Source organism: Sphingomonas citricola (genome assembly GCF_019429535.1).
In the GTDB taxonomy this organism is placed as follows: domain Bacteria; phylum Pseudomonadota; class Alphaproteobacteria; order Sphingomonadales; family Sphingomonadaceae; genus Sphingomonas; species Sphingomonas citricola.
The window spans coordinates 419,190-439,687 of sequence record NZ_JAHXZM010000002.1; the positions used below are offsets into that span (position 1 = coordinate 419,190).

21 protein-coding genes are annotated in these 20,498 nt (G+C 69.2%); 7 read left to right on the forward strand and 14 right to left on the reverse strand.

From position 1 onward, the window contains the following. Nucleotides 1-48 precede the first annotated feature (48 nt). On the forward strand, nt 49-1,179 hold the full coding sequence (locus KZ810_RS05980) for a zinc-binding dehydrogenase (protein WP_219768079.1): 1,131 nt from the start codon (nt 49-51) through the stop codon (nt 1,177-1,179). A 64-nt stretch (nt 1,180-1,243) separates the two neighbouring features. On the opposite strand, the gene KZ810_RS05985 is transcribed toward KZ810_RS05980, so the two are convergent. Genes KZ810_RS05985 through KZ810_RS06000 form a run of 4 tightly spaced genes read right to left on the reverse strand, consistent with a single transcriptional unit; the run spans nt 1,244 to nt 3,824 of the window. Continuing rightward, nucleotides 1,244-1,423: a hypothetical protein gene (locus KZ810_RS05985; RefSeq protein ID WP_219768080.1), complete on the reverse strand. Its 180-nt coding sequence runs from the start codon at nt 1,421-1,423 to the stop codon at nt 1,244-1,246. Between the two features lie 36 nt (nt 1,424-1,459). After that, complete coding sequence (locus tag KZ810_RS05990; protein WP_373369142.1) at nt 1,460-2,629, reverse strand: MBL fold metallo-hydrolase; 1,170 nt, start codon at nt 2,627-2,629, stop codon at nt 1,460-1,462. A gap of 57 nt (nt 2,630-2,686) precedes the next feature. After that, nucleotides 2,687-3,139, reverse strand: a complete 453-nt coding sequence (locus KZ810_RS05995; protein ID WP_219768081.1) for a DUF2721 domain-containing protein — start codon at nt 3,137-3,139, stop codon at nt 2,687-2,689. 4 nt (nt 3,140-3,143) lie between these two features. Further along, a complete protein-coding gene (locus KZ810_RS06000) occupies nt 3,144-3,824 on the reverse strand; it encodes a TetR/AcrR family transcriptional regulator (RefSeq protein WP_219768082.1) in 681 nt (226 codons plus the stop codon). 98 nt (nt 3,825-3,922) lie between these two features. Between KZ810_RS06000 and KZ810_RS06005 the strand changes: the two genes are divergently transcribed. Continuing rightward, nucleotides 3,923-4,237, forward strand: coding sequence for a hypothetical protein (locus KZ810_RS06005; protein ID WP_219768083.1), 315 nt, complete (start codon nt 3,923-3,925; stop codon nt 4,235-4,237). Here KZ810_RS06005 and KZ810_RS06010 read toward each other — a convergent pair. The 4 genes from KZ810_RS06010 to KZ810_RS06025 form a co-directional block, all read right to left on the reverse strand. Beyond that, a complete protein-coding gene (locus KZ810_RS06010) occupies nt 4,234-5,511 on the reverse strand; it encodes a M20/M25/M40 family metallo-hydrolase (protein ID WP_219768084.1) in 1,278 nt (425 codons plus the stop codon). The two genes, KZ810_RS06005 and KZ810_RS06010, sit on opposite strands and share 4 nt — an antisense overlap. Nucleotides 5,512-5,599: 88 nt before the next feature. Next, on the reverse strand, nt 5,600-6,385 hold the full coding sequence (locus KZ810_RS06015) for an SDR family NAD(P)-dependent oxidoreductase (protein WP_219768085.1): 786 nt from the start codon (nt 6,383-6,385) through the stop codon (nt 5,600-5,602). Nucleotides 6,386-6,399: 14 nt separating this feature from the next. Next, nucleotides 6,400-7,581, reverse strand: coding sequence for a zinc-dependent alcohol dehydrogenase (locus KZ810_RS06020; protein ID WP_219768086.1), 1,182 nt, complete (start codon nt 7,579-7,581; stop codon nt 6,400-6,402). Next, nucleotides 7,578-8,150 (reverse strand): SRPBCC family protein, encoded by a 573-nt coding sequence (locus KZ810_RS06025; RefSeq protein WP_219768087.1) that lies wholly within the window; start codon nt 8,148-8,150, stop codon nt 7,578-7,580. Before KZ810_RS06025 ends, KZ810_RS06020 begins: the two co-directional genes overlap by 4 nt. A gap of 232 nt (nt 8,151-8,382) precedes the next feature. Here KZ810_RS06025 and KZ810_RS06030 point away from each other — a divergent pair, with 232 nt between their 5' ends. After that, complete coding sequence (locus tag KZ810_RS06030; RefSeq protein WP_219768088.1) at nt 8,383-8,805, forward strand: hypothetical protein; 423 nt, start codon at nt 8,383-8,385, stop codon at nt 8,803-8,805. A gap of 3 nt (nt 8,806-8,808) precedes the next feature. Further along, nucleotides 8,809-9,546, forward strand: a complete 738-nt coding sequence (locus KZ810_RS06035; protein WP_219768089.1) for a TorF family putative porin — start codon at nt 8,809-8,811, stop codon at nt 9,544-9,546. A 206-nt stretch (nt 9,547-9,752) separates the two neighbouring features. Here KZ810_RS06035 and glnA read toward each other — a convergent pair whose 3' ends face one another. From glnA to map, 3 genes are all read right to left on the reverse strand, one after another. After that, nucleotides 9,753-11,165, reverse strand: a complete 1,413-nt coding sequence (gene glnA, locus KZ810_RS06040) for a type I glutamate--ammonia ligase (protein ID WP_219768090.1) — start codon at nt 11,163-11,165, stop codon at nt 9,753-9,755. 115 nt (nt 11,166-11,280) lie between these two features. Further along, nucleotides 11,281-11,619, reverse strand: coding sequence for a P-II family nitrogen regulator (locus KZ810_RS06045; protein ID WP_219768091.1), 339 nt, complete (start codon nt 11,617-11,619; stop codon nt 11,281-11,283). 171 nt (nt 11,620-11,790) lie between these two features. Beyond that, nucleotides 11,791-12,618: a type I methionyl aminopeptidase gene (gene map / locus KZ810_RS06050; protein WP_219768092.1), complete on the reverse strand. Its 828-nt coding sequence runs from the start codon at nt 12,616-12,618 to the stop codon at nt 11,791-11,793. Between the two features lie 65 nt (nt 12,619-12,683). Between map and KZ810_RS06055 the strand changes: the two genes are divergently transcribed. After that, a complete protein-coding gene (locus KZ810_RS06055) occupies nt 12,684-13,439 on the forward strand; it encodes a competence/damage-inducible protein A (RefSeq protein ID WP_219768093.1) in 756 nt (251 codons plus the stop codon). A 14-nt stretch (nt 13,440-13,453) separates the two neighbouring features. Here KZ810_RS06055 and mobA read toward each other — a convergent pair whose 3' ends face one another. Next, nucleotides 13,454-14,002, reverse strand: coding sequence for a molybdenum cofactor guanylyltransferase (gene mobA, locus KZ810_RS06060; RefSeq protein WP_219768094.1), 549 nt, complete (start codon nt 14,000-14,002; stop codon nt 13,454-13,456). 290 nt (nt 14,003-14,292) lie between these two features. Then, nucleotides 14,293-15,606 carry an adenylosuccinate lyase gene (purB, locus tag KZ810_RS06065; RefSeq protein ID WP_219768095.1) on the reverse strand — a complete coding sequence of 438 codons (1,314 nt, stop codon included), beginning with the start codon at nt 15,604-15,606 and terminating at the stop codon, nt 14,293-14,295. Nucleotides 15,607-15,868: 262 nt separating this feature from the next. On the opposite strand from purB, the gene KZ810_RS06070 reads away from it, so the two are divergent. After that, entirely contained in the window at nt 15,869-16,366 is a 498-nt protein-coding gene (locus KZ810_RS06070; RefSeq protein WP_219768096.1) for an EF-hand domain-containing protein, read from the forward strand. 117 nt (nt 16,367-16,483) lie between these two features. Here the strand turns inward: KZ810_RS06070 and radC are convergent, their stop codons facing one another. Beyond that, a complete protein-coding gene (gene radC / locus KZ810_RS06075; protein WP_219768097.1) occupies nt 16,484-17,215 on the reverse strand; it encodes a RadC family protein in 732 nt (243 codons plus the stop codon). An 82-nt stretch (nt 17,216-17,297) separates the two neighbouring features. Between radC and KZ810_RS06080 the strand changes: the two genes are divergently transcribed. Next, nucleotides 17,298-20,498 carry an intermembrane phospholipid transport protein YdbH family protein gene (locus tag KZ810_RS06080; RefSeq protein ID WP_219768098.1) on the forward strand — a complete coding sequence of 1,067 codons (3,201 nt, stop codon included), beginning with the start codon at nt 17,298-17,300 and terminating at the stop codon, nt 20,496-20,498.

Sequence of the window (20,498 nt, forward strand, 5' to 3'; positions counted from 1 at the left end):
GGGCCACCATCATCATCCATCGACGATAAACCCCTGAAGGAGAACACGATGTCGGACACGTTCACGGGCCTCGAACTGCGCTCCACCGCGACCGAGGACGGCACCCTGGTGCTCAGCCTGGAGGAAACGACGCTGACGCCGCCGGGCGAGGGCGAGATCGTCGTCCGCGTCGAAGCCGCGCCGATCAACCCGTCCGACCTCGGCCTGCTGCTGGGCCCGGCGGACGTGTCGACGATGAAGACCGCGAACGAGGATGGCCGCCCCAGCGTCACCTTCCAGATCCCGCGCGAGCGTCAGGGCGGGGTGCGCGCGCGGCTCGGCCAATCGCTGCCCGTCGGGAACGAGGGCGCGGGCACCGTGGTCGCGGCCGGTGCGGGGGCGGAAAGCTTGCAGGGCCGCCGCGTCGGCATGATGGGCGGCGCGATGTACGCGCAGTTCCGCAAGCTGAAGGCGCGCGACGTGGTGCCGTTGCCCGAGGGCACGAGCGCGGCGGACGGCGCGTCGATGTTCGTCAACCCGCTGACCGCGCTGGGCTTCGTCGAGACCGCTCGGATGGAGGGGCACAAGGCAATCGTCCACACCGCCGCCGCGTCGAACCTCGGGCAGATGTTGCAGAAGATCTGCCTCGCCGACGGCGTGCCGCTGGTCAACATCGTCCGCTCGGAGGAGCAGGCCGCGATCCTGCGCGACATCGGTGCGACCTACGTGCTCAACAGCCGCGACGATGATTTCCGCCGCAAGCTGCTCGATGCGATCACCGAAACGCAGGCGACGGTCGCGTTCGACGCGATCGGCGGCGGCTCGCTCGGCAGCGACATCGTGCAGGCGATGGAGCAGGCCGCGGCGCGCAACATGAAGGAGTTCAGCCGTTACGGGTCGGACAGCTTCAAGCAGCTCTACATCTACGGCGCGCTCGACCTGTCGCCGACGGTGCTCAACCGGCTCGCCTTCGGGTTCCAGTGGAGCGTGTCGGGCTGGCTGCTCACCCCGTTCATGAAGCGCGCTGGCGCCGAGGTCGTCGGGCGGATGCGCCAGCGCGTCGTCGACGAACTGACCACCACCTTCGCCAGCAAATACACGCGGACGATCGGCCTCACCGAAGCGCTCGATCCCGAGGTGATCCGTGCCTACGACCGCAAGGCGACGGGCGAGAAGTATCTGATCGACCCCAGCCGCTAAGCGCCGACGGCCGTGCCCCTCCTTCGTGGCGGGAGGGGCAGGGGCATCACGTGCCGGGCGTCGGTTACTCGTCGGCGCCCAGCGCGCGCTTGCCGGCCGCTACTTCCTCGTCGCTCGGCGGGGTCGGCAATTCCTCACCGGGCGCCAGCGCGTCGTCGGGGATGCCCGGCCCCAGGCTCGAGATGCTGTCGCCGAGCGGGCGGCCGTTCTGGCCGGTGCTGATCTTGGTGCGGTCGTCGTCCATGCCGCGATCAGCGCGCCGTGCCGGCGATCGTTCCGCTCACCGCAGCGCGCGCACCGCCGGCGTATCGAGGCAGCGCAGCATCGCCGCGCGCGTCATCGGGGTCGCTTGGCCGGGCGCGCGCGCGGGCGCGATTTCCTGCGGCCGCCCGATCGGCACGCCCGCGAAACCCGCGCCGCCGGTGCACTTCATCGCCGCGGCGAGTAGCCGCGGCGGCGTGTCATAGGCTTCGTACGACAGCCGGAACGTGCCCCAGTGGATCGGCAGCCCGCGCGTCGCGCCCAACCGCTGATAGACGAGCGCGGCCTCCGCGGGGCCGATATGGCTCCCCGACGACATCTGCCCCCTCGCGAAACGGAACGCACCGACCGGGATCAGTGCCAGCCGGATCGGGCCGAGCGCCGCTGCCTCCGCCGGCCAGCGCCCGTCGCCGAACCCGGTATCGCCCGCGAAGAACAGGTTTCCGCCGCTGAGGAAGCGGACCACGAAGCTCGACCACAAGGCGCGATTGCGGTCGGTGAACCAGCGGCTGCCCCAATGATGGTTGCGCGTCACCGCGACCTCGATGCCCGGTCGCACGGTGACGCGCCCGCCCCAATCGAGCGCGGTCGCCTTCGCGCCCGTCTGCGCGATCACGCTGTCGTTGCCCAGGCTGGTGACGATCACGGGATGGTCACGCTGCCACAATCGTTGGAGCGCTGTCTGATCGAGGTGGTCGTAGTGATTGTGGCTGACGAGCACGAGGTCGATGCGCGGCAGATCGTCGAACGCGACGCCGGGCGCCGCGACGCGTTTCGGGCCGAAGCCGAACGGGCCCGATCGATCGGCGTAGACGGGGTCGGTCAGGATATTGATCCCCTGCGTCTGCACCAGCACGGTCGCGTGTCCGATCCAGGTCGCGACCATCCGCTCGCCCATGACCCGCGCGGCGGGGCGGCTCGCCGGAACCGCGACGCGATCGGGCCAGGGCGCGCGGTCGTCGCGGCCGGTCAGCTGCCGCCACAGGAAATTGCCGCGACTGCCGCCGCCCGGCACGCGCGCGGTGTCGTCGCCGTCGGGATTGAAAAACCGCGCGCCGTCATAGTGGCCGCTCTCCGGCCCCTCGTAATAGATGCGATCGAGGAAGCGCGGCACGATCGTGACCGCGAGCCCGGCGGCGACGAGCAGCAGCACGAGCGCGCCGCCGACGATCTTCAGCAGTGACCCCACGCGCCTCACCTCAAACCATTAATCCCGATCAACGCGCGGGGGACGCGCTGAGGCCCGTCAGCGCAGCAATTCCTCGCGGATGCGGATCGCGCGCAGCGACACGCGCACCTCGATCATGAACGCGACGAGGCTGGCGATCAGCAGCAGCATCGCAAGGATGAACCCCGCAGCCACATATTGCCCGATGTGGAATTTCAGCAGCGCGGCGATGAACAGCAGCGCGACCACGACGCAGGTCATCACCGCGCTCGACACCCCCATCAGCAGCGCGGCGTTGATGATGCCGATCCGCTTGTTGAGCAGGCGGAGTTCGGCGACGTGGCGATCGTGCTCGATCCCGCTCGACCTAGGGTGCAGCACCTCGAGCGCGCGGGCGCGATCGACCACGCGCGACAATCGCCCGGCGAGCACATTGAGCAGCGCGCCGATACCCGCCAGCATGAACACGGGGCTGAGCGATACCTGGATCGTCTCGGCGATCGTCGAGACGGTGGGCGAGTAAAGCGGCACCGCGTCAGCCCGCCGTGCCCGCGTGCCCGCCCGCGCCGACTAGAATCGCCTCCACCGCGTCGAGCAACCCGGCGAGCGCGTCCGCGCGGCTCCAGAAATGATGGTCGCCGCTGCCGAGCCGGTCGAGCGACGCCTCGCGCGCCGCGATCAGCGTCTGGAGCGCCAGGCTGGCGAACAGGATACGCTGGTTGATCGTCGCCGCCGGCAGCGGGGCGAGTAGGCGATGGACGTGCGCGACGAAGCGGCGGAAGCCTTCCGAATGTTCGGGCACGGTGTCGCGGAACAGCGCGCGGCGTTCGTTCTGCACGTTGACGATGAAGCGGAAATACGTCTCGTGCTCGCCGGTCGGCCCGCGTAGCTCGATGTTGGGCAATACCATCGCGCGCACCACCTCGGTCAGCGTCGGTTGCCCGCGCGCCTCCAGTTCGTCGAACAGCGCGCGGCGTCCGGCGTCGATCAGTTCGGCGCCGTCGATCAGCAATTCGCGCAGCAGATCGTCCTTGCTGCCGAAATGATAATGAACCGCCGCGGCGTTCCTCTGCCCGGCGGTCTCGACCACCTCGCGCATCCCGACCGCGGCGATCCCGCGTTCGGCGAACAGGCGGCGTGCGGCGCGTTTCAGTTCGTTGCGCGTGGCGCTGCCGCGCGACGCGGGCGGGGCGGCAGTCGTGGGGGTGGCATCCATCGCGTAGCAGCATCCACGAAGCAGACGGGGGCCGCAAGCACCGAGGAACGCGGTGGGCTCCCGAACGCTTCGCTGCCGGAGAAGCGAGGAGAGGGCGGATGGGCTATCTGTGGATGATCCTGGCGGGGGCGTTCCTCGTCAATGGCGTGCCGCACCTGAGTGCGGGGCTGCGCGGCGAAGCGTTCCCGACGCCGTTCGCGACCCCGCCGGCGCGCGGGTTATCGAGCCCGCGCACCAACATGCTGTGGGGCAGCGGCAATCTCGCGGTCGGCATCGTGCTCGCGCGGGCCGGCTGGCCGATGCTCGCGCCCGGCGTAGCACTCGCCTGCGCCGCGATCGGCTGGCTGCTGCTCGGCTGGTATCTCGCCGGGCATTTCCGCGCGGTCAGGGCCGAGCGTGCACGGCGCGACTAACGCTTCTGCGCGGCGAGCCGGCTGATCAGGATCGCGCTGCGCGTCGCCTGGCGCGGCAGGCTGGCGAGGTCGATCCACTCGCCCTCGGCGTGCGCGCCGCCGCCCGACGCGCCCATTCCCCCCAGCGTGTCGGCGTCGGCGGCGACGAAGCTCGAATCCGCCGCGCCGCGCTTCGCCGGATCATATTCGGGCATCTCGGGCAATGACAGGTCGCGGTTGACCGCGTTCAGTTGCGCCAGCAGCGCGCGATTGCCCGCGGTCGGCGCCATCGGCGGGTAGCCGTCGGAGAAGGTGATCGTGGCATCGGTACGCGGCAGGTGCTGCGCGACGATCGCGGTCATCCGCGCCTGCACGCGCGCGTCCTGTTCGGGCGAGAGCGTGCGCAGGTCGCCGCGCGCGACCGCCTGTGCCGCGACGATATTGGTCTTGCCCGACGCGCTCGCGCGCACGCCGCTGTCGTCCAGCACCGCGGGCGTGCCCGCCGCCATGACCCCGACATTGAAGGTAACGTTTGGCTCGGGCAGCTCGCGCCGGAATGCGTCGAGGATGCGCGCAAGTTCGTAGGCCGCGCCGTAGCCGAGCGCGGGGCCGAACACCGCGCTCGAATGGCCGGTGACGCCCGTCGCCGTGATCGCCCAGTTGGTCGAGCTACGCCGCGCGGTCGTCCCCCAGTCGCGCCCGCCCTCGGTCGCGACATTCTCGTACTCGAGCGCGACATCGGCCCACTTCCCCGCCGCGATCAGATCGGCGCGCGCCTGCGCCAATGGCGCGCCGGTGCGTTCTTCGTCGCCGGTCAATACGACGGTCACGTCCGCGTTCCGAAGCGTCCCCGCCGCCTGCATCGCGCGCAGCGCGGCGACGATCACGACCAGCCCGCCCTTGTCGTCGCCGACGCCGGGGCCGTAGGCGCGCGTGCCGTCGCGGCGAAAACCGGTGAAGGGGCTGTCGGGCTCGAACACCGTGTCGAGGTGCCCGATCAGCAGCACGCGCTTGCCGCGGCCATTGCCCTTGTGCGTCGCGACGATGTGGCCGGCGCGCCCCGTCGCGCGCATGTCGATCCAGCGGACGTCGAAGCCGAGCGGGGCGAGCTCGGCGCGCATCATCGCGCCCACCTTGGTCACGCCATCGAGGTTGAGCGAGCCCGAATTCTGCTGGACCAACCGTTCGAGCAGCGCCTCGGTCCGCGGTGCCTCCGCGGCAACGCTGGCGCGCATCCGCGTCTCGGCGGGGGAGAGCGTGGCGGCGGCCGCGAGCGAGACGAGCGTAAAGATCATCGCGCGAGGCTAGCGAGCGCGGCGGACAAGCGAAAGCCCGCCTCGCCGGTCAGGCGGGGCGGGCCTGTCATGCCGCGCGGCTGCGAGCTTAGTTCTCCGCCGAACCGGGCTCCGCCATCTTGCGATGCTGCTCGGCGAGCACCGATCCCGGCACCACGTTGGCGAGCACGCCCTGGATCTTCGTCGTCCAGCCCGAGAAGATCGACGGCTTGCCGCTGTTGAGCGCCTTCCACCCGTCCGCGGCCACGTCCTCGGCCGAGCGTTTGTTCGGGTCGCTGCCGACCTGCGTATCGAGCAGGTCGCCGCGCGCGAAGAATTCGGTGTCGACCGGGCCGGGCATCAGCGTGCTGATCGTTACGCCGTCGGCGTCCTTCAACTCGTTGCGCAACGCCTCGGTGAAGCTGTCGATGAACGCCTTGGTCCCGTTGTACACCGCCTGGAACGCGCCGGGGATGTATCCCGCGACCGATCCGACGACGAGCACCTTGCCGTCGTTGTGCGCCACCATGTCGGGCAGCACGCGCTGAAGCAGATAGGCGGTGCCCGTGATGTTGGTGTCCACCACGTGCCGCCAGTCGTCGACCTTCTGGTCTAGAAAGCCGTGGCCCAGCCCGCGCCCGGCGTTGGCGCACAGCACGTCGATACGACGCCCGTTCGCGGCGGCCAGCAGCGTGTCGACGCCCTCGATCGTGGACAGATCGGCCTCGAGCGCCTGCACGCTCGTGCCAAACTGCTCGAAATCGCGCGCGGCATCGTTGATCAGCGGCTCGTCGGCGACGACGAGAATGTCGTACCCGTCCTTGGCGGCGAGCGTCGCGAGCTCGAACCCGATACCGGTCGATGCGCCGGTGATGATGGCGAATTTGTCGGCCATAAGTCTGTCTCCTGTTAGCCGTTCAGGCCGGGCTTGAGCACGATCTTGGTGTAGTCGTTCTGCTCGTCGTGGAATTTCTGGTAGCCGAGCGGCGCGTCTTCGAGGTCCATCCGGTGCGAGATCAGGAAGGTGGTGTCGATCTTCCCGTCGATGATCGCCTGCAGGAGCCCCGGCAGGTAATGCTGGACGTGGGTCTGCCCGGTCTTGAGCGTCAGCCCCTTTTCCATGAACGCGCCCAGCGGCCATTTGTCGACGAACCCGCCATAGACCGCGGGCATCGACACACGCCCGCCCTTGCGGCACGCGATGATCGCCTGGCGGTTGGCGTGCGGACGGTCGGTGCCGAGGAAGGTCGACGCCTTCACCTGATCGATCATATTATCGACGTACAGCCCGTGCGATTCGAGCCCGACCGAATCGATCACCGCGTCGGGGCCGATCCCGCCGGTCATCAGCATCAACGCGTCGTAGATGTCGGTCTGCTCGAAATTGAGCGTTTCCGCGCCGAACTTGCGCGCGAGTTCGAGCCGGCGCGGGAAATGGTCGATCGCAATCACGCGCTCGGCCCCCATCAGGAATGCCGATTGGACCGCGAACAGCCCTACGGGTCCGCAACCCCATACCGCCACCGTGTCGCCGGGCTCGATGTCGGCATTCTCCGCCGCCATCCACCCAGTCGGCAGGATATCGGACAGGAACAGCACCTTGTCGTCCTCGATGCCGTCCGGAATCACGATCGGGCCGACGTCGCTGAACGGCACGCGGACATATTCGGCCTGACCGCCCGCGTAGCCGCCGGTCATGTGGCTATAGCCGAACAGCCCCGCCATCGGGTGCCCGTACAGTTCCTGCGCGATATCCTGATTGTCCGCCGGCAATCCGTTGTCGCAGGCCGAATATTGATGCTTGCCGCAATGGTAGCACGACCCGCACGCGATCGTGAACGGCACCACGACGCGCTGGCCTTTCTTGAGGGTCGACTTCGGCCCCGTCTCGACCACCTCGCCCATGAACTCGTGGCCCAGGATGTCGCCCGCTTTCATCGTCGGGATGTAGCCGTCGTAGAGGTGGAGGTCTGACCCGCAGATCGCGGTCGACGTCACCTTGATGATGCAGTCGCGCGGGTTGACGATGCCGGGATCGTCGACGGTGTCGACGCGCACGTCATGCTTGCCGTGCCAGGTCAGCGCTCTCACAATCCCATCTCCTCGAACTGCTTCTGGTTCATCGCGGGCGTCGCGATCTCGCCCGCTTCCATCAATTGCTTGAAGCGGCGCAGGTCGCGGCGCGCCTGGATCGCGGGTTCGCGCTGGAACATCTTCGCGATCAGCTTGCCGACGACGCCGCCGGGCGGGTCGTACAGGATCGTCGCGGTCACCACCGTGCCGCGCTGCCCCGCGTCACGGAATTCGACGCGACCCGAATTGGGGACGTCGGCGCCTTCCTCGCTGGTCCAGGCAATCAGCGCACCCGGCTGATCCTCGGTCACGCGCGCGTCCCACTCGACGGTGGTGCCGCCCGGCGCCTTCACCACCCAGTGCGAACGCGTGGCGTCGGGCGTGTCGATGCTGACGACGTTCTCCATGAAATGCGGCAGGTTCGAGAAGTCGCGAAAATAGGCGTAGACCTCCGCCACCGGCCTGTTGATCGTCACCGCGCGGGCAAGCGCGCTGCTGCCGTTCGCCTGCGGGATCGTCGCCGCGGTCAGTTCGTCGGGGTTCTTCTTCGCGGTCACCACTGGACCGTCGTCGCGGCTATCGGTCATGCGAGCCTCCGTTATCAGCGCGCCCTTGGAAGCGCGCGGGTCGTGCGCGCGTTCCGTCTCGCGGGTCACTTGTTGACGTAGATCAATGCCTTACGCGTCGTTGCCGTAACGATTGCGGCTGGGGTCCGACGAATGATGTCTGTCGCACGCGCGTGCGTTGCCCCGTCGCGTTGCCGCGATCATCTCGCCCTCGTCGCGTGCCATCAGGCCCGCTCAGGATCGGGAGAGGATCATGTCCATCATCATCGCCGCCGCGCTGCTCGCCGCCCCCGCGGACGCCGCGCTCGTCCATCATGAACGCTTCGACCATGCCGGCGCACCGGTCGAGGTTACCTACCGCGGCGCCGTGTCGGCCGACGTGCGGCAGGTCGGCACCGTGTCGGCGCCCGGACGCCCGGCCACGCTGCATTGCCGCTGGCAGACGCGCGTCACCGTCGAGCGCTACGCGCGACGCGGTGACGATCACGTCGTGACGCGACGGATCGAGACATCGGTGCCGCCGGGCGGCACGCGCCCCGGCTGGTGTAGCGCGCAGCGTGCCGCTATCGAGGCCGAGGTCGCCGCCGCGGGCGAACGGCTGCGCGCGCATCTGGCCGGGATGGCGATGCGCGACCGACCCGCGCTGATCGCCGAATTCGAGCAGATACGAGGGTAGTTCATGCGTACATCCGCCATCGCCGCCTGGGCGCTCCTCGCCGCGGCCGCCGTGCCCGCGCAGGCGCAGGTCACCCCGCACGCCGGCGTCGAGGCGACGACGGACGAGCGGCGGCGCGGGATCAGCTGGAGCGACGGCGAGGGTGCGCTCGCCGCATCCGCGCGGCTCGATTTGTCGAGCGGATTCGACGTCGGCGTTCGCGCGCTGACCACCCGCGGCGACCCGCGCCACGGCGGCGCCGACGCGGTGTTCGAGCCGACGCTCGGGTACAGTCGCTCGGTCGACGGCTTCCGGCTGGACGCGTTCGCGACCGGACACGTCTTCACGAACGGCAACGGTCCGCTCGATTATTACGAGGGCGGAGCAGGGGCGAGCTACACGCTCGGCCCGGCAGAAGCGGGACTAGAGGCGCGTTACGCCCCGTCGCAGGACGCGATCGGCGGCAGCAACCTGTATCTGGCGGTGCGCGGGCGCGTCGGCGTGCCGTTGACCCCGTTCAGCTTCACCGCCAGCGCCGGGCGGTCGAGCGGTGACGTGAACGACCCCGTTCGCGCGGCACGGTTGCGGCCCGACAATCGCTATTACGACTGGTCGTTCGGCGTGCAGCACGCCACCGGACCGCTCGTGCTGACGGTGGAATATACCGGCACCGACATCGATAACACGCGCGCGCTGTCGCCGTTCGCGGCGCGGAACAACGCGGGCGACCGGATCGCGGCGCGCGCGGCGGTGAGTTTCTAGGCGCGGTCGGTCTGCTCCCGGTGTCCCGGTGTTGAGCCGGGGGGGCGGCTTACATAGCTCATGAAAGCGAAAAGGCGCCCGGATCGCTCCGGGCACCTTTTCTCATCTCGGGCAGCGCCGCGGCGAAGCCGCGTCGTCGGTCCTCGCCGATGCGAGGCCGGCCGGCCTTCGCGGTCTCGCGGGCAGCGCCGCTGCCCGCGTGCCGCTCAGGCGCTGTAATACATATCGAACTCGACCGGGCTCGGCGTCATCTCCCAGCGCGCGACTTCCGACCACTTCAGTTCGACGTACGCCTCGATCTGATCCTTGGTGAACACGTCGCCCTTCAGCAGGAAGTCGTGATCGGCCTGGAGCGACTCGAGCGCCTCGCGCAGGCTCGCGCACACCGTCGGCACTTCCGCCAGTTCGGCCGGCGGCAGGTCGTACAAATTCTTGTCCATCGCCTCGCCCGGATGGACCTTGTTCTGGATGCCGTCCAGACCCGCCATCAGCAGCGCGGCGTAGGCGAGATACGGGTTCGCCATCGCGTCGGGGAAGCGCACCTCGACGCGCTTCGACTTCGGACCGGTGCCGTACGGGATGCGGCACGACGCCGAACGGTTGCGCGCCGAGTAAGCGAGCAGCACCGGCGCTTCATAGCCCGGCACCAGCCGCTTGTAGCTGTTGGTGGTCGGGTTGGTGAACGCGTTGATCGCCTTCGCGTGCTTGATGATGCCGCCGATGAAATACAGGCAGGTGTCCGAGAGGCCCGCGTAGCCGTTGCCCGCGAACAGCGGCTCCTTGCCCTGCCAGATCGAGAAGTGCGTGTGCATCCCCGATCCGTTGTCCTCCTTGATCGGCTTCGGCATGAACGTCGCCGACTTGCCGTACGCGTGCGCGACCTGGTGCACGACGTACTTGTAGATCTGCATCCGGTCGGCGGTCTGCGTCAGCGTGCCGAAGGTCAGGCCAAGCTCGTGCTGCGCCGCCGCCACCTCGTGGTGGTGCTTGTCGCACGGCAGGCCCATCTCGATCATGGTCGAGACCATCTCGCCGCGGATGTCGACCGCCGAGTCGACCGGGGCGACCGGGAAGTAGCCGCCCTTGGCGCGCGGACGGTGCGCAAGGTTGCCGCCCTCATATTCGCGGCCCGTGTTGGTCGGCAGCTCGATATCGTCGATCTTGAAATACGACTGGTTGTACGACGTGTCGAAACGGACGTCGTCGAACATGAAGAACTCGGCTTCCGGGCCGACGTAGACGGTGTCACCGATCCCGGTCTGCGCGACATAGGCCTCGGCGCGCTTCGCGGTGGTGCGCGGGTCGCGCGCATAGCCCTCGCCGGTCGAGGGCTCCACGATGTCGCAGAACACGATCAGCATCGGCGTCGCCGAGAACGGATCGGTGTAGACCGCGTCCAGGTCGGGCTTCAGGATCATGTCCGACTCGTTGATCGCCTTCCAGCCCTCGATCGAGGAGCCGTCGAACATCAGGCCGTCGGTCCACTCGTCCTCGCCCATGACGCTCGCGACCATCGTCAGGTGCTGCCACTTGCCCTTGGGGTCGGTGAAGCGCAGATCGATCCACTCGATCTCCTCGTCCTTGATCTTGCTCAGAACGTCTGCGGCCGTGTTCGCCATGTCGCTTCTTCCTTGATCGTGCGCCGCGCCCTAGGGGCCGGCCGTGATGGAACTGGAGAAATGAAACCTAGGGGATGTCGGTCGCCGCGGCAGTGACCCGCGGATGACCGATGCGTCAGATCGCGTCGTTGTCGCGTTCGCCGGTACGGATGCGCAGCGCGGTCTCGATGGGGATGACGAAGATCTTGCCGTCGCCGATGCGACCGGTCTGCGCGGCGGCGGCGACCGCCTCGACCACGCGTTCGGCCAGACCGTCCTCGACGACGACCTCTAGCTTCACCTTGGGCAGGAAATCGACGACATATTCGGCGCCGCGATAGAGCTCGGTATGCCCTTTCTGCCGGCCGAAGCCCTTCGCTTCGGTCACGGTGATGCCGCTCACGCCGATCTCGTGGAGCGCTTCCTTCACCTCATCAAGTTTGAACGGCTTGATGATCGCTTCGATCTTCTTCACGCGTGAACGTCCCAACTCCGACAGACACCCCGGCGCGTCGTCTTGCAGCGAACGTGCCAGTCGGGACGACGGAGGGCAAGGGCAGAAAAGCGCGGATTTCCGCCATTCCCGTGCCGTCAAATTGGGCAGGCCGCCCGCGCGATGCCCGATAAACGGGCAGGTGCGCGTCCGTCAGGCGTAGGGCGGCTTGTGCAGCCCGGCGGGCGAGGTCGTGAAGATCTCGCACCCCGTCTCGGTGATGCCGATCGAATGTTCGAACTGCGCCGAGAGCGAGCGGTCGCGCGTCACCGCGGTCCAGCCGTCGTCGAGCAGCTTCACGTCGGGGCGGCCGATGTTGATCATCGGCTCGACCGTGAAGATCATGCCCGGGCGCAATTCGGGCCCGGTGCCCGGCCGCCCGACGTGGACGACCTCGGGCGCGTCGTGGAACAGCCGCCCGACGCCGTGCCCGCAGAAATCGCGCACCACCCCGTAGCGGTGCGCCTCGGCATGGCGCTGCACCGCGTTCGCAATATCGCCCATGTGGTTGCCGGGCTTCGCCTGTTCGAGCCCGAGCATCAGGCATTCGTAGGTCACGTCGACCAATCTCTTGGCCTTCAGCGGCACGTCGCCGATCAGGTACATCCGGCTCGAATCGCCGTGCCAGCCATCGACGATCGGAGTCACGTCGACGTTGACGATGTCGCCCGATTTCAGCGCCTTCTCGGCGGGGATGCCGTGGCAGACGACGTGGTTGATCGAGATGCACGACGAATGCGTGTAGCCGCGGTAGCCGAGCGTCGCGGGCACGCCGCCGCGCTCCGCGATGAAGTCGTAGATCAGCCGGTCGATCTCGGCGGTCGTCACACCCGGCACCATGTGGGGCACGATCATGTCGAGCGTCTCGGCGGCGAGCCGCCCCGCCTTGTGCATGCCCGCGAAGGCGTCGGGGCCGTGCAGCTTGATCGCGCCATCGCGCCCGAGCGGCGCGTCGCTGGTGACGGTAACGTAGTTGGTCATCGCCCGGATATAGCGTGACGCGCCCGCGTTTGCGAGGCTAAGCCCCGCCGTCATAGGAGTCAGGCATGAGCGAACGCATCTGGACCGCTGCGCTGGTGGTGATCGGCGACGAAATCCTGTCGGGCCGCACACAGGACAAGAATGTCGCGCAGATCGCCGCGTGGCTCAACGTCCAGGGCATCCGGCTCGCCGAGGTCCGCGTCGTCGCCGACCGCGAGGAAGCGATCGTCGAGGCGGTCAACACGCTTCGCGCGCGCAACGATTATCTGTTCACCACCGGCGGCATCGGCCCGACGCACGACGACATCACCGTCGACGCGATCGCCGCGGCACTCGGTGTCGGGGTCGAGCATCACCCGAAAGCGGTCGCGACGCTGGAGCGTTACTACGAGACGCGCGGCGGCGTCACCGAGGCGCGGCTGCGCATGGCGCGCGTGCCCGCGGGCGCGGACCTGATCGAGAACCGCGTCTCGGGCGCGCCGGGTATCCGCATCGACAACATCTTCATCATGGCGGGCGTGCCGCACATCACCGCGGGGATGCTCGACGCGCTGACCGGCACGCTCGAGGGCGGACGCCCGGTCGTATCCAAGTCGATCGGCGGCTGGGTCGCCGAGAGCGAGGTCGCCGACACGTTGCGCGCCGCCGAGAAAGCGCACGACGGCGTCGCGATCGGCAGCTACCCCTTCTTCCGCGAAGGTCGCGTCGGCGCGAACTTCGTCGTCCGCTCCCCCGACGAGGCGCTGGTCGACCGCTGCCTCGCCGACCTGACGCGCGCGCTGGAGGAAGCGGGTTACGCGATCACCGCGGGCGGTATCTGAGTATCGCTGGCGGCTCAGGCGTGCGGCGCGTCACCGTGTGACGCCGCGAGCGCCGCCAGGTCGCCGAGCGTGTTGACGTTCGGCACCGTCACCCCCGGCAATATCGCCGCGACGCCCGCATCCGTTGCCCAGCGCCGGATCGACCGGCTTTCACCCGACGCCAGTCGTGCGAGCAGCGGGTCGAGCAGCCGCACCGGCCAATGCCCGACCGTCGGCGCGTCCGCGGCATAGCTCGCCTCCCGCGCCAGCAGCGCCGCGACGAGCGTGTCCGGCAGGCTGGGCGTGTCGCACGCACTGGTCAGCACCGAGGCATGGCCGTGCGCCCGCGCGAAGCCAAGCGCCCCCGCGATCCCGCCGAGCGGGCCGAGATCGGCGTGCGGCAGATCAGGCGTTACCGCGATCGGCGCGTCGGCCCGCCCGACAACGACCAGCGCGTCGACGTGCGGCGCAAGGCTGGCGATCGCGTGCTGCAGCAGCGTCGGCTCGCCTAGCTGCGCGAGCGCCTTGTCGCGCCCGAAGCGCGTCGCGCGCCCGCCCGCCAGCACCGCACCCAGGATCGTCATGGGTTCGGCTTTATCAGTGGAGGGGAGAAAAGGGGAGGCGGCCCCGGCCAACCCGCCCTCGCACAAGCGAAGGCGGAGGGCCGATGGGTCAGAGCGTCGTGATGATGGCGCCGACCACCAGCGCCTGAGCCGCGAGCACCAGCACCGTGCTGGCCGCGGTTTCGAACATGCGCATATGGGGTCTCCGATACCGGGTCATCCCGGTACCGGAGATATGTAGATCGTTGCTTACGCACGCAATAAACGTGCGCAACAATCTTGCTTGCACGTGGTGCAATCGTTGCAGGCGTTCAGCCGCCGAATACGCGGTCGAAGATCGTATCGACGTGCTTGAAGTGATAGCCGAGGTCGAACTTGTCCTCGATCTCCGCGTGCGACAGCGCGGCGGTCACCTCGTCGTCGGCCTTGAGCAGATTGAGCAGCGACAGCGCGCCATCCGATTCCCACACCTTCATCGCGTTGCGCTGGACCAGGCGGTACGCGTCCTCGCGGCTCACCCCCGCCTGCGTCAGCGCGAGCAGCACGCGCTGCGAGTGGACGAGGCCACCCATGCGGTCGAGGTTCTTCTGCATCCGCTCGGGGTAGACGAGCAGCTTGTCGACCACGCCCGTCAACCGCGCGAGCGCGAAGTCGAGCGTCACGCACGCGTCCGGTCCGATGTACCGCTCGACCGAGGAATGCGAAATGTCGCGCTCGTGCCACAGCGCGACATTCTCCAATGCCGGGGTCACGTAGCCGCGCACCATCCGCGCGAGCCCGGTCAGGTTCTCGGTCAGCACCGGGTTGCGCTTGTGCGGCATCGCCGACGAGCCCTTCTGTCCGGGCGAGAAATATTCCTCCGCTTCCAGCACCTCGGTGCGCTGCAGGTGCCGCACCTCGACCGCGACGCGCTCGATCGAGCCCGCGATCACGCCCAATGTCGCGAAGAACATCGCGTGGCGATCACGCGGGATGACCTGCGTCGAGACGGGCTCCACCGTCAGCCCCATCTTCTCGGCCACGTGGCGCTCGACCGCCGGATCGATGTTGGCGAAGGTGCCGACCGCACCCGAGATCGCGCAAGTCGCGATGTCCGCGCGCGCGGCGACCAGCCGCTCGCGGTTGCGGCGGAACTCGGCATAGGCCTCGGCGAGCTTCAGCCCGAACGTCACCGGCTCGGCGTGGATGCCATGGCTGCGCCCGATCGTCGGCGTCAATTTGTGCTCGCGCGCGCGCCGTTCCAGCACGACCAGCAGCGCGTCGAGGTCGGCTATCAGGATGTCGGACGCGCGCGCCAGCTGCACCGACAGCGTCGTGTCGAGCACGTCGGACGAGGTCATCCCCTGGTGCATGAAGCGCGCTTCGTCGCCGACCTGTTCGGCGACCCAGGTCAGGAACGCGATCACGTCGTGCTTGGTCACCGCCTCGATCGCGTCGATCGCGGCGACGTCAATGACGGGGTCGGTCGCCCACCAGCGCCACAGCGCCTCCGCCGCCGATTTCGGCACCACGCCAAGCTCGGCGAGCGCGTCGGTCGCGTGCGCCTCGATCTCGAACCAGATGCGGTAGCGCGCCTCGGGCGCCCACAGCGCGGTCATCTCTGGGCGGGAGTAACGAGGGATCACGTGGCGGCTCCTTGAGCGGGGAAACGGGTGCGGTACGGCTATCAAATCCGAACCATGCGCCGCAGCAGGGAAACGGGTCATCGCACCCGAACGGCGGCGCGGCGGCCATTAGCAAAGCCCGCAAACCCTAGCAAATCCACCGGATTCAGGGCGATCGGCACCACAAAAGGTAACTTTGTTGCGGCGGCAGTCGTGATTGCGGCCGTGAAAGTAAAACCCTACATCCTGCTCAGCACACGGTTAGAACCAAAAGGAGACGGTGATGCTCAAGTATGTTCTTTTCGCCTCGGCGATGACGATGGCCGCCCCCGCAATTGCGCAGCAGGCGCAAACCGCACCGCAGACCGCACCCGCAACTGGTGCGGACGCGACCGGAACTGCGGCGACCCCGTCGCAGGGCGCGCAGGCCGACGTGACGGCGACGCCGCAGGGCGATGCCGCAACTGCCACGACCCCGCCGGCGCAGACCGCGCAGACGCCGACGAGCGACCCCGCGACGCAGGGCACGAACCAGCCCGATCAGGTCGCAGCGATCCTCGACAGCGAGTTCCCGACCTATGACAAGGACAAGTCGGGGTCGCTCAATAAGGCGGAATTCGCGAGTTGGATGGATACGCTGAAGGCGAAGGCCGATCCGAGCGCGAAGCCCGACAAGGCGTGGAACACCGCCGCGTTCAAGAAGGCCGACACCGACAAGTCGTCGAGCGTGAGCAAGACCGAGCTCGCCGCCTTCCTCAGCAGCAGCGCCAAGGCTGGCTGAGCTTGGCTGACTGAATGACCGAACGGCCGCCGGAGCGATCCGGCGGCCGTTTTCGTGTTGGGGCCAGTGGACGCCGGCGGGAGCACCCATCACGTCCCCCGCATTGCCGACCCCGCGCTAGATCACGCCCGTCGCACGCAGGCTCGTCTGTCCGTTCCGCCCGACGATGATATGGTCGTGCACCTGGATGTTGAGTGGCCGGCCCGCCTCGACGATCGCGCGGGTGATGCGGATGTCGGCCTGGCTCGGCGACGGATCGCCCGACGGGTGGTTGTGTACCAGGATCAGTGCGGCCGACCCGATGTCGAGCGCGCGCTTGATCACCTCGCGCACGTGCACCGCGGCCTCGTCGATCGTGCCGCGTGACATCACCTCGTCGCGCACGAGCACGTTGCGCGTGTTGAGGTGAAGCACGCGGAACCGCTCCACCGCGTCGTGCGCCATATCGGCGTGGAGGTAATCCTCCAGCGCCTGCCAGTTCGACAGCACGGGCAGCCCGGTCGTGCGCGCGCGGATCAGCCGGATCGCGGCGGCGTGCGCGATCTTCACCGCGGCGATCCCGGTGTCGCCCATTCCCTTCACGCGCCGGAGCTCGGCCGGATCGGCGGCGAGTGTGGCCCCGATGCCGCCGAATTCGCGCAGCAATGCCTTAGCAATCGGCTTGGTATCGACGCGCGGGATCGCGAGCGTCAGCAGATATTCGACCAGCTCGTAGTCCTGGAGCCCCTCCGCATCGCCCAGCAGGCGGGCGCGCAACCGCTCGCGGTGGCCCTTCGCGTCGGCCACGCGCTGTGCGTCGGCCGTGGGTGCCGGCGGGATCTGGTCGAAGAGCGGGGGCGCGGCTGTCATGCGCGGCAGGCTAGGTCGGCGGGCGCCCGCGGGCAATTGCGCCATTTGCACGCCACCGCCGCCGCCTTATGCTGCCGCCGCAATGAGCGGTGAGCGATCGGACGACCAGGCGAAGCGATCGCCCGCCAGCCGGCGACGCGCGCGCGTGCTGGTGGCCGTCTCGACGCTGTCGCTCGCCGCGGTCGGCGGCGTCTGGCTCAGCCGGGTACCGATCGCGACGCGGCTGATCGACCGCGAATTGGCAACAAAACACGTGCCCGCGCGCTACCATATCGAGGACCTGGGCTTCGGGCGGCAGCGATTGACCGACGTCGTCATCGGCGATCCCGCACACCCCGATCTTGTCGCCGACTGGGTCGAGACGCGCACCGATGTCGGGTTCGACGGTCCGCATCTGATCGGCGTGCGCGCGGGCCGCGTGCGGGTGCGCGCGCGGCTCGTCGACGGGCGCGTGTCGTTCGGCGCGCTCGACCGGTTGATCCCCACGGGCAGCGGCGGCGCGCCGACGCTGCCGTCGATCGACCTCTCGCTCGCCGACGGCGCGATGCGGCTGGAGACGCCGTACGGGATCGCCGGGGTCAGCCTGAGCGGCAGCGGTAGGCTCGATGGCGGCTTCACCGGGCACTATGCGCTCGCGGCCGAACGGCTGGGGCAGGGTGATTGCCGCGCCGGCGGCATGCGCGCGGCGGGCCGGGTCACATCGACCGGGCGTGCACCGCGCGGCGGTTACGGCGTGACGCTCGACGGGCCGCTTCGCGCGGCCACGGTCGTGTGCGGCGACGCGCAGGTCGCGGCGGTCACGAGCGCGCTACAGGGCCGCGTGGTCATCGGCGACTTCCGGCGCTCGACGCTGCGAGCGCGGTTCGGCACCGGCGCGGCGCGCTACGCCGCCATTCGCGCCGCGGGCGTGTCGGGCGAGGCTGCGCTCAGCCTGGGGCAGGGCGGTGCCGCGGTCGTCCCGCTCGTCCTCTCAGCGCAGCAGGTCCGCGCGACCAACGGATCGGCGCGTCGCATAACACTCGACGGCAGCGTCAGCATCGATGCGGGGCGCACCGCGTTCGCGGGGAAGGTCGCAGTGCAGCGTGCGGACGTGTCAGCGCTGGTGCCCCGCACGCTCGCGACTGGCGCCGCGACACCGATCACCCCGCTGCTCGCGCGCGCGACCGCTGCCGCAACGCGCGCCGCGCGCGACCTGTCGGGCAACGCAGACGTCGCCGCGACGATCGCCGACGGCGTGACCGAGATCGCGATCGAGCGCGCGCGCGTCTCCTCGGCGAGCGGCGCGAAGGCCGTGCTCGTCACCCGGCAACCGCTGCGCTGGCGCAGCGATGCGGCGGTGGCGGGCGCGGGGACGCTTCGGGTCGGTGGCGGCGGTTTGCCGCAACTCGTCGCCAGCGTCGCGCGCGGCGGAAACGGCGGCACCCTGACCGGGCAGGCGCAGGTGGCGCGCTACGTCGCGGGCGACGCTGCGATCGCGCTCGACCGGGTGCAATTCCGTATCGGCGCGCGTGCAGGCAACGCGACCGCGCGCGTGACCTTGTCGGGGCCGTTGCCCGACGGGCGTGTCGACGCGCTGACGCTGCCGCTCGACCTGCGCTGGACGGGGAGCGACCTTCGCGTCAATCCGGCGTGCACGCCCGTCGCGTTCGCGCGGCTGCGCGTCTCCTCGCTGCGGCTCGATCCCGCCCGGCTGACGCTCTGCCCCGTAGGCGGCGCGCTGGTCGAGCGGCGCGGGGGCGGCGTGAACGTCGCCGCGCGGCTGCCCGCAACAACGCTGTCGGGCACGATCGGCGGCACCCCGCTGCGCGTCGCCGCAGCGGGTGCGCGACTGTCGCTCGGCGCGAGCGGGTTCCAGCTCGACGATGTACGCGCTCGGATCGGTGCTGCGACGCGCGAAACGCGGATCGACGCGACGCGCCTGACCGGGATGCTCGGGCAAAGCGGCGTGGCGGGCGGCTTCGCGGGCCTGGCGGGGCAGATCGCCAACGTGCCGCTGCTGCTCGGTGACGGCACGGGGACGTGGCGGTTCGCGAACGGCGCACTCGCACTCGCGGGCGCGCTCAAGGTGCGCGACGCCGCGGCGAGCGCGCGCTTCAATCCGATGGACGCGCGCGACGTCGCGCTGACGCTGGAACGCGGCGCGATCCGCGCGACGGGCGTGCTCGTCGAGCCGACGCGCGGGGTGAAGGTCGCCGATGTCGCGATCGATCACCGCCTGAGCACCGGTGCGGGGCATGCCGGGCTCGGCGTCCCCGGCATCACCTTCGGCGACGCGTTCCAGCCCGAGCTGATCACCCCGCTGACCTTCGGCGTCATCGCCGACGTGCGCGGCAGCGTCAGCGGGCGCGGCGACATCGCGTGGAGCACGGCGGGCGTGACCAGCACGGGCACCTTCTCCACGACCAATACCGCGCTCGCCGCCGCGTTCGGACCCGTCGGGGGGCTGTCGGGTACGATCCGCTTCAACGACCTGCTGGCGCTGGAAAGCGCCCCCGGTCAGGTCGCGACCGTTCGTTCGATCAACCCTGGCGTGCCCGTGACCGACGGGCGGATCGTCTACCAGACGCTGCCCGGCACGCGGATCAGAGTCGCGTCGGGGACGTGGCCGTTCGCGGGCGGCACGCTGACGCTCGAGCCGACGCTGCTCGATTTCTCCGACGCGCGCGAGCGGCGGCTGACCTTCCGCGTCGCGGGGATGGAGGCGGGGGCGTTCCTGCAGCAGTTCGACTTCAAGAACCTGAACGCGACCGGCACGTTCGACGGCGTGCTGCCGATGATCTTCGACGCGTCGGGCGGGCGGATCGAGGGCGGGCGGCTGACCGCGCGTTCTGGGGGCAGCCTCGCTTACGTCGGCGAGCTGAGCGAGAAGAACCTCGGCTTCTGGGGCAATTACGCGTTCCAGATGCTCAAATCGCTCACCTATCGCAACCTCGACATCGGGATGAACGGGCCGCTCGCGGGGGAGATGATCACCGACGTGCGCTTCGCCGGAATCAAGCAGGGGGCGGGGGCGAAGTCGAACTTCCTGATCCGCCGGCTGACGCGGCTGCCGATCCTGTTCAACATCCGCATCCGTGCGCCCTTCCGCGGGCTGATCGATTCGGCGGCGAGCTTCTACGATCCCCAGCGGCTGGTCGCGCGCAATCTCCAGCAGTTGATCGAGGAGCAGAACCGCCGCACCGCGCCCGGCGCACTGCCCAATGCACTGCCGGGCAAGGGCGCGACGACCGATGCGCCGCTCGTTCCACCCGTTCAGCCTTCCGCAAGCGAGATCGTGCCATGA